The sequence below is a fragment of the Streptomyces sp. NPDC127092 genome, assembly GCF_042722475.1.
GTDB lineage: Bacteria > Actinomycetota > Actinomycetes > Streptomycetales > Streptomycetaceae > Streptomyces.
The window spans coordinates 788-1063 of the sequence record NZ_JBHXFE010000400.1 but is presented as its reverse complement, the minus strand read 5'-3'; the positions used below and the strand labels follow the sequence as shown (position 1 = coordinate 1063).

1 protein-coding gene is annotated in these 276 nt (G+C 67.8%); it reads left to right on the top strand.

Going from position 1 to position 276, the window contains the following annotated elements; genetic code table 11:
* Positions 1-276, top strand: a 276-nt coding sequence (locus tag ACFWJO_RS40810) for a M16 family metallopeptidase (protein ID WP_386873461.1), incomplete at both ends; no start/stop codon positions are given.

The window sequence follows — 276 nt, the reverse complement described above, 5'->3', positions numbered from 1 at the left end:
GCCGACACTCAGCCTGACCAACAGGGACAGCGAACAGGTGCACCTCTCCCTCGGGGTGCGCGCGTTCGGGCGCCACGAGTCGCACCGCTGGGCGCTGTCGGTGCTCAACGCCGCGGTCGGTGGCGGACTCAGTTCCCGGCTCTTCCAGGAAGTGCGGGAGATCCGGGGCCTCGCGTATTCCGTGTACTCGGGCATCGACACGTTCTCCGACACCGGCGCGTTCTCGATCTACGCCGGATGCCAGCCCGAGAACCTCGGCGAGGTCACCACGGTGAT